Origin of the sequence: Pseudomonas sp. Sample_23, from assembly GCF_004307595.1 — a bacterium.
GTDB classification, from domain to species: Bacteria; Pseudomonadota; Gammaproteobacteria; order Pseudomonadales; family Pseudomonadaceae; genus Aquipseudomonas; species Aquipseudomonas atacamensis.
In genome coordinates this window covers 524,177-538,000 of record NZ_RCNX01000083.1, presented here as the reverse complement: position 1 = coordinate 538,000, position 13,824 = coordinate 524,177, and the positions used below count along the sequence as shown (strand labels likewise).

At 61.3% G+C, this 13,824-nt stretch carries 14 protein-coding genes; 7 read left to right on the top strand and 7 right to left on the bottom strand.

Going from position 1 to position 13,824, the window contains the following annotated elements; translation table 11 throughout:
- Positions 1–2: 2 nt before the first annotated feature.
- Entirely contained in the window at positions 3–992 is a 990-nt protein-coding gene (locus D8U82_RS22445; RefSeq protein WP_122747893.1) for a sulfate ABC transporter ATP-binding protein, read from the top strand.
- A gap of 81 nt (positions 993–1,073) precedes the next feature.
- Here D8U82_RS22445 and D8U82_RS22440 read toward each other — a convergent pair whose 3' ends face one another.
- Positions 1,074–1,598 carry an Mpo1-like protein gene (locus D8U82_RS22440; protein ID WP_125925855.1) on the bottom strand — a complete coding sequence of 175 codons (525 nt, stop codon included), beginning with the start codon at positions 1,596–1,598 and terminating at the stop codon, positions 1,074–1,076.
- Positions 1,599–1,682: 84 nt separating this feature from the next.
- On the opposite strand from D8U82_RS22440, the gene D8U82_RS22435 reads away from it, so the two are divergent.
- Positions 1,683–2,360 (top strand): Crp/Fnr family transcriptional regulator, encoded by a 678-nt coding sequence (locus D8U82_RS22435; RefSeq protein ID WP_024011137.1) that lies wholly within the window; start codon positions 1,683–1,685, stop codon positions 2,358–2,360.
- Between the two features lie 160 nt (positions 2,361–2,520).
- Here D8U82_RS22435 and uraH read toward each other — a convergent pair whose 3' ends face one another.
- Positions 2,521–2,931: a hydroxyisourate hydrolase gene (gene uraH / locus D8U82_RS22430; protein ID WP_042610175.1), complete on the bottom strand. Its 411-nt coding sequence runs from the start codon at positions 2,929–2,931 to the stop codon at positions 2,521–2,523.
- Positions 2,932–2,942: 11 nt separating this feature from the next.
- Positions 2,943–3,428 (bottom strand): heme-binding protein, encoded by a 486-nt coding sequence (locus tag D8U82_RS22425; protein ID WP_130887573.1) that lies wholly within the window; start codon positions 3,426–3,428, stop codon positions 2,943–2,945.
- Between the two features lie 136 nt (positions 3,429–3,564).
- Here D8U82_RS22425 and D8U82_RS22420 point away from each other — a divergent pair, with 136 nt between their 5' ends.
- The 4 genes from D8U82_RS22420 (at position 3,565) to D8U82_RS22405 (ending at position 7,200) form a co-directional block, all read left to right on the top strand.
- Entirely contained in the window at positions 3,565–4,245 is a 681-nt protein-coding gene (locus D8U82_RS22420) for a heavy metal response regulator transcription factor (RefSeq protein ID WP_041477440.1), read from the top strand.
- Positions 4,235–5,623, top strand: a complete 1,389-nt coding sequence (locus tag D8U82_RS22415; RefSeq protein WP_130902971.1) for a heavy metal sensor histidine kinase — start codon at positions 4,235–4,237, stop codon at positions 5,621–5,623. Before D8U82_RS22420 ends, D8U82_RS22415 begins: the two co-directional genes overlap by 11 nt.
- A gap of 112 nt (positions 5,624–5,735) precedes the next feature.
- On the top strand, positions 5,736–5,984 hold the full coding sequence (locus D8U82_RS22410; RefSeq protein WP_016772238.1) for a helix-turn-helix transcriptional regulator: 249 nt from the start codon (positions 5,736–5,738) through the stop codon (positions 5,982–5,984).
- Positions 5,977–7,200, top strand: coding sequence for a type II toxin-antitoxin system HipA family toxin (locus D8U82_RS22405; protein WP_016772237.1), 1,224 nt, complete (start codon positions 5,977–5,979; stop codon positions 7,198–7,200). Before D8U82_RS22410 ends, D8U82_RS22405 begins: the two co-directional genes overlap by 8 nt.
- A gap of 3 nt (positions 7,201–7,203) precedes the next feature.
- On the opposite strand, the gene D8U82_RS22400 is transcribed toward D8U82_RS22405, so the two are convergent.
- Entirely contained in the window at positions 7,204–8,208 is a 1,005-nt protein-coding gene (locus D8U82_RS22400; RefSeq protein WP_125918259.1) for an AraC family transcriptional regulator, read from the bottom strand.
- Positions 8,209–8,308: 100 nt separating this feature from the next.
- On the opposite strand from D8U82_RS22400, the gene D8U82_RS22395 reads away from it, so the two are divergent.
- On the top strand, positions 8,309–9,379 hold the full coding sequence (locus tag D8U82_RS22395; RefSeq protein ID WP_130902970.1) for a fatty acid desaturase: 1,071 nt from the start codon (positions 8,309–8,311) through the stop codon (positions 9,377–9,379).
- A 178-nt stretch (positions 9,380–9,557) separates the two neighbouring features.
- Here D8U82_RS22395 and D8U82_RS22390 read toward each other — a convergent pair whose 3' ends face one another.
- Genes D8U82_RS22390 through D8U82_RS22380 form a run of 3 tightly spaced genes read right to left on the bottom strand, consistent with a single transcriptional unit; the run spans position 9,558 to position 13,593 of the window.
- Positions 9,558–11,168 carry an arylsulfatase gene (locus tag D8U82_RS22390; protein WP_130887577.1) on the bottom strand — a complete coding sequence of 537 codons (1,611 nt, stop codon included), beginning with the start codon at positions 11,166–11,168 and terminating at the stop codon, positions 9,558–9,560.
- A 14-nt stretch (positions 11,169–11,182) separates the two neighbouring features.
- Positions 11,183–11,998 (bottom strand): ABC transporter ATP-binding protein, encoded by an 816-nt coding sequence (locus D8U82_RS22385; RefSeq protein ID WP_130902969.1) that lies wholly within the window; start codon positions 11,996–11,998, stop codon positions 11,183–11,185.
- A complete protein-coding gene (locus tag D8U82_RS22380) occupies positions 11,995–13,593 on the bottom strand; it encodes an ABC transporter permease subunit (protein ID WP_130902968.1) in 1,599 nt (532 codons plus the stop codon). The genes D8U82_RS22385 and D8U82_RS22380 overlap by 4 nt, the downstream gene beginning before the upstream one ends.
- Positions 13,594–13,824 lie beyond the last annotated feature (231 nt).

Here is a 13,824-nt window from a genome sequence, read left to right as displayed (position 1 = left end):
TCATGTCGATCGAAGTGCGTAACGTCAGCAAGAATTTCAACGCGTTCAAGGCGCTGGACAACATCAGCCTGGATATCCACAGCGGTGAGCTGGTCGCGCTGCTTGGTCCGTCGGGCTGCGGCAAAACCACCTTGCTGCGCATTATTGCCGGTCTGGAAACCCCGGATCAGGGCAACATCGTTTTTCACGGCGAAGACGTTTCCGGCCACGACGTGCGTGATCGCAACGTCGGTTTCGTGTTCCAGCATTACGCCTTGTTCCGCCACATGACGGTGTTCGACAACGTCGCGTTCGGCCTGCGCATGAAACCGAAAAACCAGCGCCCGAGCGAAAGCCAGATCGCCACCAAGGTTCACGAACTGCTGAACATGGTGCAACTGGACTGGTTGTCGGATCGCTACCCGGAGCAGTTGTCCGGAGGCCAGCGTCAGCGTATCGCGTTGGCCCGTGCTTTGGCGGTGGAGCCGAAAGTGCTGCTGCTCGACGAGCCGTTCGGCGCCCTCGACGCCAAGGTGCGCAAGGAACTGCGGCGCTGGCTGGCGCGGCTGCACGAAGACATCAACCTGACCTCGGTATTCGTGACCCACGACCAGGAAGAGGCGATGGAAGTCGCCGACCGTATCGTGGTGATGAACAAGGGTGTGATCGAGCAGATCGGCTCACCGGGCGACGTCTACGAAAACCCGGCCAGCGATTTCGTTTATCACTTCCTTGGCGACTCGAACCGCCTGCTGCTGAGCGACGACAACCATGTGCTGTTCCGCCCGCACGAAGTGTCATTGTCCAGGCATGAGCTGGAAGATCACCATGCCGCTGAAGTGCGCGATATCCGCCCATTGGGTGCGACGACGCGGGTGACACTGAAGGTGGAAGGCCAGACGGATCTGATCGAAGCGGAAGTGGTCAAGGATCACGACAGCCTGATTGGCTTGGCCAAGGGTGAGACCTTGTTCTTCAAGCCCAAGGTCTGGCAGAAAGTCGCTAACCTCTAAAAGCAAAAGCTTCGCGAGCAGGCTCGCTCCCACATTTGGAATGCGTTTTTCTGTGGGAGCGAGCCTGCTCGCGAAAGCGGTCTAAACAGCCGCACGATTCGGATTGACCCTCACCACCCCCGCCCGCGCCTCGATCTGCGCTTTCAACTCCTGGCGCATCCCCAGCAGAAACCCCAACTCGGCCACGACAAACAACGGCCCGACAATCAGCCCGCTGATGTCATCGACAAACGCCGGTTTGCGCCCTTCATAGTGATGCCCGACAAACTGGATCACCCAGCCGATCACGAACATCGCCAAGCCGCTGCTCAGCCAGACCAGGGTGCTCTGCAGCGCCAGTGCATGCCCGGCCCACACCGACAGGCCCATCAGTAGGGTCATCAACACGCCGAGCTTCAACTCCAGGCGCAGGTAAAACCACGCCGACGCCAGCGACACGACAACGGCTGGAGATATCCACAGCCCGCCCAGCGACCATTGCGGCCGCGACAGCAGCACAGCCACCGCCACCACGATCAGCGGAATGCCGATAAAGTGGCTGGCAATGTTGCGCGGGTCGCGGTGGTAGGCGGCGTATTGACTGAGGTGGTCGACGAGGCTTTTCATTGTTGTTCCTCCAGTGGGGTTGAATGCATCATCCCTCGGGATCCGCGTTCGCTCTGTCGGGCAGGCGACACTCCAGGAGTGGTTATGCAAATTCGTGCACGGTTGCTCAGCGGCCAGTGGTTCAGTCATCTGCCTGCATCTTTTCAGGATAGCCTGCTGGCGTTGGCCCGGGAGCGCCGGCTGACGGCGGGACAACGACTGTTCCAGCGTGGCGATGCGCCGTGCGGTCTGTACGCGGTGCTCGATGGCGCAGTGCGTATCGGCGCGGTGAGCGAGCAAGGCAAGGAGGCGTTGTTGAGTCTGGTTGAGGCGCCGCACTGGTTCGGCGAAATCTGCCTGTTCGATGGTCAGCCACGCACCCATGACGCCTATGCGGTCGGGCCGTGTACCTTGCTGAATATTCCCCAGGCGACGATGCTCAAATTGCTCGACGAACAGCCGCAGTACTGGCGGCATCTGGCGCTGTTGATGAGCCACAAATTGCGCCTGGCCTTCATCAACCTCGAACAGCTGAGCCTGCTGCCCGCCCCGGCACGTCTGGCCCATCGCTTGCTGATGATCGCCGAAGGCTACGGCGAACTCGACGCGCCGCGTCGGGTGCTGCAACTGCCGCAGGAGCAATTGGCCGCAATGCTGTCACTGTCGCGGCAGACCACCAATCAGATCCTCAAGGATCTGCAGGGGCAGGGGATTATCGGGTTGGCTTACGGCGAAATCGAAATCCTCGATGCCGCAAGACTGCGTGCCCTGGCCACGATCTAAAAACTCACGCCGATCCAATGTCGGAACTGGCACCTGTGGCGAGGGGATTTATCCCCGCTGGGGCGCGAAGCGGCCCTGAAAAATGGCACCGCTGCGCAGTCCAACGGGGATAAATCCGCTCGCCACAGAGACCAGTTCCAACAAAGGATCTGTGTTTATTTTACGAACCGCGATAGGTCGAGAAACCGTACGGGCTCAGCAGCAGCGGGATGTGGTAGTGCTGATCGGTCTGCTTGACCTGAAAGATCACCGGAATTTCCGGGAAGAACGTCTCATGCTTGATCTTCTGGTAATACTCGCCGGTCTTGAACACCACGCGGTATTCACCGGCTTCGAATGGCTGTTTGGCCGGGAACAGCTCGGCGATCCGCCCTTGTTCGTTGGTGGTGCCTTGGGCCAGTGGCTGCCAGTTTTCGCCGACGTGTTTTTCCAGGGTGACGTTGATGCCTGGTGACGGCAGGCCGTTTTCCAGGTTGAGCACGTGCACGCTCAACGGATTGCCGGCGGCCAGCGCCAGGCTGGAAACAGCACTCAGGCCGAGGGCGGCGAGAGTCATGCGCAGGGTGGTCATGGTGGATCTCCTTAATGGGAACGGGTGATGGTCAGGCCGGCTTTGTCGGCGGCGGCGCGGGCGCAGTTTTCGTCTTGTTCACCGCCGCCGGAACCGGCCACGCCCATGGCGCCGACCAGTTCGCTGCCGGCGAACAGCGGAATGCCGCCGCCGAGCAAGAGCAATTCATCGAGGGTGTTGAGGTTGGCGGTTTCCGGATTGCTGCGGGCGCGCTCGGCGAACAGCCGCGTCGGCGTCTTGGTCGACAGCGCGGTGTAGGCCTTGCGCTGGCTGGCGGCGGTGTTGTGCGGGCCAACGCCGTCACCACGCAGAGTCACCAGCAGGCTGCCGCCACGGTCGAGTACCGACACCGTGCCGGTGCAACTGCTCATCGCCTTGTCCGCCAGCCAGCGTGCGGTTTTCAGGTCGAGATCGGCGTGGCGCGGCAGTTCTGGTGTGGCGCTCGCGGCGCCGCTGAGGCCGAGGATCAGGCTGGCGACAAGGTATTTGACGGTCATGTGCAGGCTCCGGTTGGGAAGGTCAGCACCTTAACCGGCGCACTTCGTCAGAACCCCGTCAGGCGGATTACAAGTTTGTAATGGGCAACGGCGGCGAACACGCCTAGCCTGTGTACCTGATCAATCGAGGTGTGCCATGCGTTTGCTGGTCGTAGAAGATGAAGCCAAAACCGCGAATTTCCTCGCCAAGGGCCTGGGCGAGTCGGGTTTCGCCGTGGATGTGGCGCTCAATGGCCTCGACGGCCGCTATTTTATCGAGCAGCAGGAATACGACCTGATCATCCTCGACGTGATGCTGCCCGGCCTCAACGGCTGGCAATTGCTGCAACTGATCCGCCAGCGCGGCGCCACACCGGTGCTGTTTCTCACCGCCAAGGACGCCATTGAAGACCGCGTCCGTGGTCTTGAGCTGGGCGCCGATGACTACCTGCTCAAACCCTTCGCCTTCGCCGAACTGCTCGCGCGCGTACGTACGCTGCTGCGACGTGGGCCGATGCGTGAAGCCGAGTCGTACAGCATCGCCGACCTGGAAATCGACGTGCTGCGCCGCCGGGTCAGTCGCGGTGGCCAGCGCATTGCCCTGACCAACAAGGAGTTCGCCCTGTTGCAGTTGCTCGCCAGCCGCCAGGGCGAAGTGCTTTCGCGCACGCTGATCGCCTCGCAGGTGTGGAACCTGAATTTTGACAGCGACACCAACATGGTCGAGGTCGCCGTGCGTCGCCTGCGTGCCAAGGTCGATGACCCGTACATGCCGAAACTTATCCACACCGTGCGTGGCGTCGGTTATCAACTGGAAGCGCCGGACGATGTGGAGTAAGTCGATCGCCTGGCGATTGGCGCTGGCCTTCGCCATGGTCTGCGCGCTGGTGCTGAGCGCAATCGGCGTGTTTCTCTACCGCTCGCTGGCCTCGGAATTGGCCTTTCGTGACGACATGGCCCTGCTCGGTCGCCTGGAGCAAGTACGCGCCTTGCTCGCCGACAGCGACAGCCTCGACGCCTTGCAGGCGCGGCCACGGTTGTATCAGAACATGCTCGGTAATCTCGACAGTCTGCTGCTGGTGCGCCGGGCCGACGGCTCCAGCGTGATCACAATCAACCCGCGCCAGCGTGAATTGCCGGCGCTCAATGCATTAGCGCGAGAGCAAATGCCGCAGCGCCGTGACGTGCTCACCTGGCAGGCCAGTGACGGCGCGGAGCTGGCCTTGCTGTCCGGCCAGGCCCAAGGCCCCAACGGTGAAACCCTGACGGTGATCGCCGGCAAAGTGCTCAGCGAGCGCGAGCAGATGCTCGGCAGTTATCGCCTGCGTCTGTACCTGTCCGTCGGCCTCGGCGCGGTGCTCGCGTTTGCTCTGGGCCTGTTATTGCTGCGGCGTGGCTTGCGGCCTTTGCATCAGTTGAGCGAAGCGGTGCGCAGCATCGATCTGCGCAGCCTCGATCGACGCCTGCCCACCGAGGGCACACCGACCGAACTGCGCGAGCCGGTGCACGCGCTCAACACCATGCTGGCGCGGCTGGACGACAGCGTGCAGCGCCTGTCGCAATTCTCCGCCGACCTCGCCCACGAAATCCGCACGCCGCTGCACACCTTGCTCGCCAGCAACGGCCAGGCCCTGAACCATCCGCGCAGCACGGCCGAATATCAGGAAGTGTTGGCCTCGAACATGGAAGAGTTCGAACGGCTCAAGCGCATGGCCGAGAACCTGATGTTCCTCGCCCGCGCCGAACAGGCCGAACGTGCGCTCAATCTGCACACGCTGGACTTGCGCAACGTCGGCGACGAACTCTGCGATTACTTCGAAGCCCTGGCCGATGATCGCGATCTTCAACTGCAAAACCGCATGCACGGCGAACTGCTCGCCGACCAGCAACTGCTGCAACGCGCCCTCGGCAACCTGCTGGCCAACGCCGTACGCCACGCCGACCCCGGCACCCTGATCAGCCTGCAACGGTTCGATGAACCGGGTATGTGCTGGCTGCAAGTGCACAACCACGGCCCGGTCATCGCGCCTGAGCATCTGGGCAAACTGTTCGACCGTTTCTACCGCGTCGATCCTTCACGTGCGGAACCGGGAGACTCGGGCGGGCTGGGGTTGGCGATCGTGCAGTCGATCATGCAATTGCATGGCGGGCGGGTGCGGGTGAGGAGTGACGCCGACGGCACTGTTTTTGAGCTGGGGTTTGTGGGGCGCTGTTAAGACGTTAGCGATGGCTGACCATCTACGCTAAGCTCATTTAATTGCATTGTTTATAATGCAATTAAATTCTTTCTGGTGGATTTGCATTGTAAAAAATGCATTTGGGGCGGTGATGGAGAAAATTGGCGAGTTGATCAGAAGCTTGCGTAAGGCTGAAAAGCTGTCCCAACAAGCTTTGGCGCAGCAATACGGCATGAGCCGCGCAACAATCTCGGGGATTGAAAACAACACAATCTCGGAAATCGGTTTGCGCAAAGTCGAAGCCATTCTTAACGGATTCGGCTACGAATTGGCCGCAATCCCCCGCGCCTCTCGACGTCCGACACTCGACACGCTGCGCAAGGTGAACTTCCATGACTGAGGTATTGGACCGCTTGCAAGTCTGCGTCGGCGGCCACGAGGTTGGAAGATTGGGGCGCGGGAACGCAGGTGTCGACAGCGTGTTCAGCTATCGGGACGATGCGATTGATGAAAATGCCGTTTCGCTGACCATGCCGACACGCCTGGAAAGTTATGGTTGTGAACGCGGCATCCATCCGATATTCGAGATGAACCTGCCTGAGGGTGCGTTGCGCGATGAGTTGATGCGGCGGTTCAGCAAAGCCGTGCGCGGCTTCGATGACTTCGCTTTGCTAGGTATCGTCGGCCCGCATCAACTCGGACGTCTTTCGATCACGAGCGCATCGACAATTGATCGTCCGCCTGAAACCTCGCTCGCTGAGTTATTGGTTCATGATGGTGCGCAAGGTTTGTTCGAAGATCTTTTGCAGACTTACGGGCAGTATTCCGGGGTTTCAGGCGTGCAGCCCAAAGTATTGGTGCGTGACAGTGCCGCTGCAATAGACCGACTGACGCACCGAGGCTCGACTCATCTGGTCAAAGCCTTTCGTGCCGAAGAGTATCCCGAGCTGGCAACCAACGAATTTTTCTGCATGCGCGCTGCGCAACTTTGTGGCCTCGACGTGCCGCATTTCGAACTCAGCGAGCATGGCAAATTTCTCGTCATCGAGCGTTTTGACTTGAGCGACACCGGATACCTCGGTTTCGAAGACTTTTGCGTGCTCAACGGCTGGCCGTCGAAGGCCAAATACGACGGCTCTTACGAAGGAGTCGCACGGCAGATCAAGGCGTTTGTTTCGCCCTCATTGCTCAAGCACGCACTGGAAGCTTTCTTCAAGATTGTCGCTTTATCGGCGGCATTGAAAAACGGCGATGCCCACCTGAAAAACTTTGGCGTGCTCTATGAGGATTGTGGCGAGCACTCATTGATCAGGCTGGCTCCGGCATACGACATCATCACCACGTCGGTGTACATCAAGAGCGATAGCATGGCACTGCTGTTGGGCGGTTCGAAGGCGTGGCCCAAGCATAAAATGCTTACCAGGTTTGGTCGTACGGCCTGCAATCTGAGTGAAGCGCGTTGTAACCAGTTACTGCATATGGTCGCGCACGGTGTGCAGGAAGCGATGGGCGAAATGGCGGAGTACAGCGCAAATCATCCTGCCTTCGCGGAGGTGGGCGCTGCAATGATCGAACAATGGTCGGCCGGTCTGGCGCGCAGCCTGCGCAACAGTTGAAACTCAGCGCAACTGATCCCGAAACTGCCCCGGCGTCATTCCTGTCCAGCGCTTGAACGCGCGGCTGAAGCTGCTGGTGTCGGCGAACCCCAGCAGATAGCTGACTTCACTCAACGAGCACTGCGGGTCACGCAGGTGCAGCAGCGCGAGGTTTTCACGGCTTTCGTTGAGCAGGGTGTCGAAGCGACAGCCCTCATCCGCCAGATGCCGCTGCAGGCTGCGCAGGCTCAGGTGCAAGGCCTGGGCGATGCGTTCGGCGCTCGGTTCGCCTTCGGGCAGTTGTTCTTCAATGGCATCGCGCACCTTGCGCTCCCAGGTCAGCGGTTTGAGCTGGGCGAGGGTGCGTTTGAGTACGGCTTCGTTGTGTTCGGCCAGTTCCGGGTTGGCGTCGTCGAGGTGGCTGTCGAAGTCGCCGAGGGCGAATTCCAGGCGGTCTTCGGCGGCGCAAAAATGCACCGGCGCGCGGAAGACTTTGTGCCATTGCTGGGCGTCGCTCGGTTCGGGGCGGCGCAAGTACACCGCCAATGGTGCGTAATCACGGCCGAGGCGATTGCGGCAGGTGCGCACGTAGATCGCCGCGAAGGCGTCGATGGCTTCGACGGCCGGCGCCGGGTTGCCGGGCGGGATTTTCAGGCGGAATTGATAGCGGTCTTCGCTGCGGCTCAGCTCCAGTTCCAGCGCATCGCTGACCACCGGGTGATAGCGCACGATGCGCTCGAACACCTCGCGCAAGCTGCCGCTGGCCACCAGTGCATAACCGAGCGCGTGGAAGGTGGTCGGGCTGACGAAACGCGACACGCGCAAGCCCAGCGCCGGGTCACCGCTGGCCTGCACGGCGAGTGCCCACAGGCGCGTGGTACCGGACAGCGGATAGCGTGCGTTGGGGTCGTCCATCAGCGCTGGGTCGAGCCCGGCCTGTTGGCACAAGGCAAGGCTGTCCAGCCCGAGCGCGTCGAGTTGTTTGCGCAAGGCGCGGGTCCAGCTGGCGAGGGAGGTCGGTTCCTTCATGCGGATTGGCGCGTCCGGTCAACAGGTTGGCGTTCTTGGCTAGCGCGGATCGAACCCCGGCAAGGCACGATGCATTCATCTTAGACCCGAGGATGGAAGCATGGACGGTACTTCTGCAAGCCCTGAACGACTGAATGCGGCGCAGCGCTCGGCACATATTCGCCAAGTGGTGTTGGCAAAAGGTGCGCAATTGCGTGAGCGCTACCCGATTCTTCAGCATCAGGATGCCCTTGGTGCGGGGATTCTGGCGTTCGCGCTGGCCGGGATGATCGGCTCGGCGGCGCTGTACATCACTGGCCATATGGCTTGGTGGGTGTGCCTGCTGCTCAATGCTTTTTTCGCCTCGCTGACCCATGAGCTGGAACACGACCTGATCCACAGCATGTACTTCCGCAAACAACGCGTGCCGCACAACCTGATGATGGGCCTGGTCTGGCTGGCGCGGCCGAGCACAATCAACCCGTGGATCCGTCGTCATCTGCACCTCAACCATCACAAGGTTTCCGGCACTGAAGCCGACATGGAAGAGCGCGCAATCACCAACGGCGAGCCGTGGGGATTTGCCCGTCTGCTGATGGTTGGCGATAACGTCATGTCGGCGTTTATCCGCCTGCTCCGCGCCAGGACCTGGGCACACAAGTGGAGCATCGGCAAACGCGTGCTCAAGGTCTACGCACCGCTGGCGCTGCTGCATTGGGGCGCGTGGTATGTGTTTCTCGGCTTTCACGCAGCCAATGGCATCGCGCATTTGCTCGGCTCGTCCATCGAATGGTCGGCCACCACGCTGTCGGTGATGCAGGTAATCGATATCGCCGCCGTGGTGATCATCGGCCCGAATGTGCTGCGCACTTTTTGCCTGCACTTCATCAGCTCGAACATGCATTACTACGGCGACGTCGAACCGGGCAATGTGCTGCAGCAATGCCAGGTGCTGAACCCTTGGTGGCTGTGGCCGTTGCAAGCGTTCTGCTTCAACTTCGGCAGCAGTCACGGGATTCATCATTTCGTGGTCAAGGAGCCGTTTTACATTCGTCAGATGACTGTGCCGGTGGCGCACAAGGTCATGCGCGAGATGGGTGTGCGGTTCAATGATTTCGGCACGTTTGGCCGGGCGAACCGGTTTGTGCGCGGAGATGAGGAAGTGGTGTCCGGGGAGGCGGTGGAGGCCTGACAGATGCCCCTCACCCTAACCCTCTCCCAGGGGAGAGGGGACTGATCTAGCTGTTTATGCTGGATACATCGACCTGAAATTTCGAGCCGACCTCAGGTTGGAAAAGCATGAAGATCTGCTCCCTTTCCCCCTCTCCCTCGGGGAGAGGGCTGGGGTGAGGGGGGCTTTTGATCTTGGTTCAATCCGGCTGAAACGGCGAAGCACTGAGGATCACCCCGGTCTCTTCCACATACCGCTGCCAATGCCCGATCAAGTCAGTGAGTTTCTGCGGCTGACTCAACGCCAGATCATGAATCTCCCCTGGATCGCTCGCCAGATCATAAAGCTGCCAGGTCGCTGGCCCGACCGGTCCGGGAATCCACACCGCCTTCCACGACCCTTGGCGAATCGCCCGGCGTCCGAACAATTCCCAACCGGTGACCGTATGCTCGTCATGCACCTGCGCGGTCTCGCCGGACAGGAAGCCCAGCCACGACTTGCCGCGCAGTGGCGCCACCGCTTTGCCTTTCCACTGTTTGCCCGGATGCCGCACGCCAGCCAGATCGAGAATGGTCGGGGTGATGTCCATCACCGTGCCGAAACCATGGCTGATCTGCCCTTTGAGCGGCAATTGTGGATAGTGCAGCAGCGCCGGCACGCGGATCCCGCCCTCGGTGGTGAAAGCCTTGAACAAGCGTGACGGCGCGGTTGCCACTTGCGCCCAGTTCGGCCCGTACCAGACGTAGGAATTGGCCCGGCCGATGTTGTCTAGGCTGTTGTCGTAATGCTGGTTGAGGTAGGTCATCAGCTCCGGGCCGAACTTGGGGAACGCTTCCAGCAGCGCGCCTTCGGCACCGTTGTCGGACATGAACAGGATGAAGGTGTTGTCGAGCTGGCCTTGCTGGCGCAGGTAATCGATGACCCGGCCGATGTTCCAGTCCATGCGCTCGACCATCGCCGCGTAGACCTCCATGGCTCGTGCGGAAATCTGCTTTTGTTCATCGCTCAACGCGTCCCACTGCGCGCTGAGCTGAATCAGCGGGTGCGGCTCGACGTCCGCGTCGATCAGGCCCAGCGCCTTGAGTTTTTCCAGGCGTTCGAGGCGCAGCACTTGCGGGCCGGCGTCATAACGGCCACGGTATTTCTCGACGATCTCGGCCGGTGCCTGCAGCGGCCAGTGCGGCGCGGAGAAGGGCAGGTAAGCGAAGAACGGCCGGGTCTGATCGCGTTCCTTGAGGTACTGCAGCAGCTTGTCGCCGAAGGCATCGGAGGAATAGAAATCCTTCGGCAACTCGTCAACAAACTGATCGTCCTCGATGTACAGCGCCGGGGTGGATTTCAGCAGGCCCGGCGTTTGCTCATCGTAGGTCGGCTCGAAACCATAGTGGTTGGCAGCGCCCGGCAACAGTGAAAACGAGCGCTCGAAACCGCGCGCATGGGGCGCCAGTTCGGCCTTAAGACCGAGATGCCATTTACCACTCATCAAAGTTTGGTAACCAGCCTCACGCAGCAGCTCAGGCAGCGCGACGACGCGGTCGTTGAGGTAGCCCTCGTAACCGGGTTTGCCGATCAGTTCCGGGGTCAACGCTTCGGCCATGGTGCCAATACCGGCGATGTGGTGATCGGTGCCGGTCAGCAGCATCGAGCGCGTCGGCGAGCAGGTCGGTGCGGTGTGGAAATCGGTCAGGCGCAGGCCGTTCTCGGCCAGCGCATCGAGGTTCGGCGTAGCGATTTCGCCGCCGAACGCACCGATGTCGGAAAAGCCCAGGTCGTCGGCCAGAATCACTAGAAAGTTGGGACGTTGCGGCATAGCGAAACTCCTGTTCAGCAGGCAATGAACGTCAGCGGCAGATCGCGGATCTGCACCGGTGCGCTCGGTTGGTAATGGTCATCACTGGTCAGCTCGTGCAGCAGTTCTTCACGCAGTTGATGGAAGTCATAACTGCTGCGCTGGCGCGGGTGCGGCAGGGCGATGTCGACCACTTGCTTGATCCGCCCCGGACGCGGCTCCATCACCACCACGCGGTCGGCCAGAAAAATCGCTTCCTCGACATCGTGGGTCACCAGAATCGTGGTGATCTGTGCCCGCTCGCGGATCGCCAGCAGCTCGTCCTGCATTTGCTGGCGGGTCAGTGCGTCGAGGGCGCCGAAGGGTTCGTCGAGCAACAGGATTCGCGGGCTGGCGACGAGACCGCGAGCAATCGCCACGCGCTGCGCCATGCCGCCGGAGAGTTGATGCGGATAGGCCGCGGTGAAATCGCTGAGGCCGACCAGCTCGATAAAGTCTTTGATGCGTTGTTGCTTCTGCGCTCCGCTCAGCGGTTCATTGACCAGACCCAGGCCGATGTTGTCGGCGACCGTTAGCCACGGAAACAGGCGATGTTCTTGAAAGACGATGCCGCGCTCGCCGCCGATGCCGCTGACGGCCTTGCCATCGACACTGATGTGCCCGCGAAACTCGGTGTCGAGGCCGACCAGCAAACGCAGCAATGTGGATTTGCCGCAGCCGCTGGAGCCGACGATGGCGACGAATTCGCCCTCGGCAATGTCCAGGTTGAATTCGCGAATCGCCTCCAGTTCGAAACCGTTGACGGCGAAGGATTTGCCTACGTGGTTGAAGCTGACAATTGGTGCGTTCATGCGTGTCTCCAGCGGGTCGCGCGAATTTCCAGGCGTTGGCCGATCAGGTTGAGCAGGGCGCCGGTGAGGCCGACCAGCAGCATGCCGGCCATGATCAGATCCATGCGCAGCAGCTGCTGCGCGCCGATCATCTGACTGCCGATGCCGCCATTGGACGGCATGAAATATTCAGCGCCGATGGTGCCGAGCCAGGCGTAGATCAGGCTCAATCGCAGCCCGGCGAAGATCCCCGGCGCAGCACCGGGCAGGACCAGTCGACGCAGGCGCTGGCCGAGGCCGAGGCGCAGCACTTGCGCGGCTTCGTTGAGTTGCGGCGAGAGGTTGGCGACGCTGCGCTGGGTGGCGATGAACAGCGGGAAGAAGGCGGCGAGAGCGACGAACACCCACTTGGCCAGTTCGCCGAGACCGAACCACGCGGTGAGCAGCGGCACCCAGGCGAAAATCGCAATCTGGCGCAGTGCGGCGAGTGTCGGGCCGAGCAGGCGTTCGCTGAGACGTGACAGGCCGAGGAGCAAGCCCAGGGCGAAACCGAGGCCGCCACCGATCAGCAAGCCGCCCAGGGTGCGGCTCAGGCTCAGCGCCATGCCGTTGACCAGCGTACCGTCGAGCAGTCCGTCCCATGTCGTGCTCAGCACAGCCGCAGGGCTGATCAGAATATTCGCGTCGACCCAGTGCTGATCATTGGCGTGTTGCCAGAGCGCCAACAAGCCCAGCGGCAACAGCCACGGTTGCAGGCGTTGCCAGCCCTGATAGCGCGGGCCGCGTGTGATGTGCGCGGTGGCCGGGTGCGGCCAGTGCACCAGTTTGCGGTCGAGCAGGCCGATGCCGCGATCCATCGCCACGCCGATCAGACCGATGACCACGATGCACACGAACACGATGTCGAGCATGAACAACTGCCGCGCCCAGACCATCAGATAGCCGATGCCTTCGCTGGAGGCCAGCAGCTCGACCGCCAGCAACGAGGTCCAGCCGGCAGCGAGTGCCAGGCGCACGCCGGCCATGAACGCCGGCAGCGCAGCGGGAAGCACCAAGCGCCAAATCAGCAAGCGCGGCGGCAGGCGCAACACGGCGGCGGCTTCGCGCAGTTTCGGTTGTGCATCGCGCACACCAACCAGTGTGTGCAAGGTCACCGGCACCACAATGGCCTTGATCAGCACCATCAGTTTCAGCAGTTCGCCGATGCCGAAAAACACCATGAACAGCGGAATCCACGCCAGCGTCGGCACCTGCGCCAATCCGGCGAATGTCGGAAAAACCAGGCGCTCCAGACGTCGACTGAAGCCCAGTGCGGCGCCAAGCACCGCGCCGGTCGAAACGCCTGCCAACAAGCCCCAGAACAACCGTTGCAGGCTGATCCACAAATGACTCCACAACTCGCCTTGGGCCAGTTCCACAGCGCTGCTCCACACCAGCGATGGCGCCGGCAGGATCTGCTCGCTCATCCACTGATTGCGCGCGGCCAGCCACCACAGGACGAACAGGCTGACGGGCAACAGCCAGGGCAACAGGCGTTGATTCAGGCTCGGCCAGGTGCGACGGCTTTTCAGCGGCGGCGCGGCCAGCGGCAGGCTGAGCAGAGATTGACGGGCCATGGGTGACCTCCGTTGTCGGGTTGCATGGCGAACCGCTTTTCATGTGGCAGCGAGCCTGCTCGCGAAATGGCTGTTTAAGACAGCATTGATGGCGGCTGGCATTGCCTCTTCGCGAGCAGGCTCGCTCCCACGCTGGGTTTCGTCATATATGAAACTGATCTAACAAACTTGCGTTAGATGCTATCGGGAGATAAGCGAATCCATTTAAGGCTTGCCTGCTTGCGCGCATCC